Origin of the sequence: Pseudomonas peli (genome assembly GCF_050563605.1) — a bacterium.
Lineage (GTDB): Bacteria > Pseudomonadota > Gammaproteobacteria > Pseudomonadales > Pseudomonadaceae > Aquipseudomonas > Aquipseudomonas peli_A.
In genome coordinates this window covers 1-281 of record NZ_JBNXUH010000070.1, presented here as the reverse complement: position 1 = coordinate 281, position 281 = coordinate 1, and the positions used below count along the sequence as shown (strand labels likewise).

Genomic DNA, 281 nt, shown 5'->3' with positions numbered 1-281 from the left:
GTCAGATGTGTATAAGMGWCANGNATRKGYMWAWKMGRCANGTTGCTGCACATCCCACAGGCACAGATCGGCGGGGGCCCCAACCTCGATCCGCCCCAGGTCAGGGCGGCCGAGGGCGCGGGCGGCATGGGTGGTCATACCGGCCAGGGCTTCGCGCGGGGTCAAACGGAACAGGGTATGTCTCTCATACACATCTGACGCCGCCGACCACGATCACCGAGTGCTGTTATCCACATCCGGCGCGTCCGACTATATAAAAAAGCCGTATCTCTTATAGACCT

1 pseudogene is annotated in these 281 nt (G+C 60.3%); it reads right to left on the bottom strand.

Going from position 1 to position 281, the window contains the following annotated elements:
• A pseudogene (locus ACQ4LH_RS21100) lies at positions 1 to 177 on the bottom strand (amidohydrolase family protein); the annotation flags it as partial.
• Positions 178 to 281: the final 104 nt, after the last annotated feature.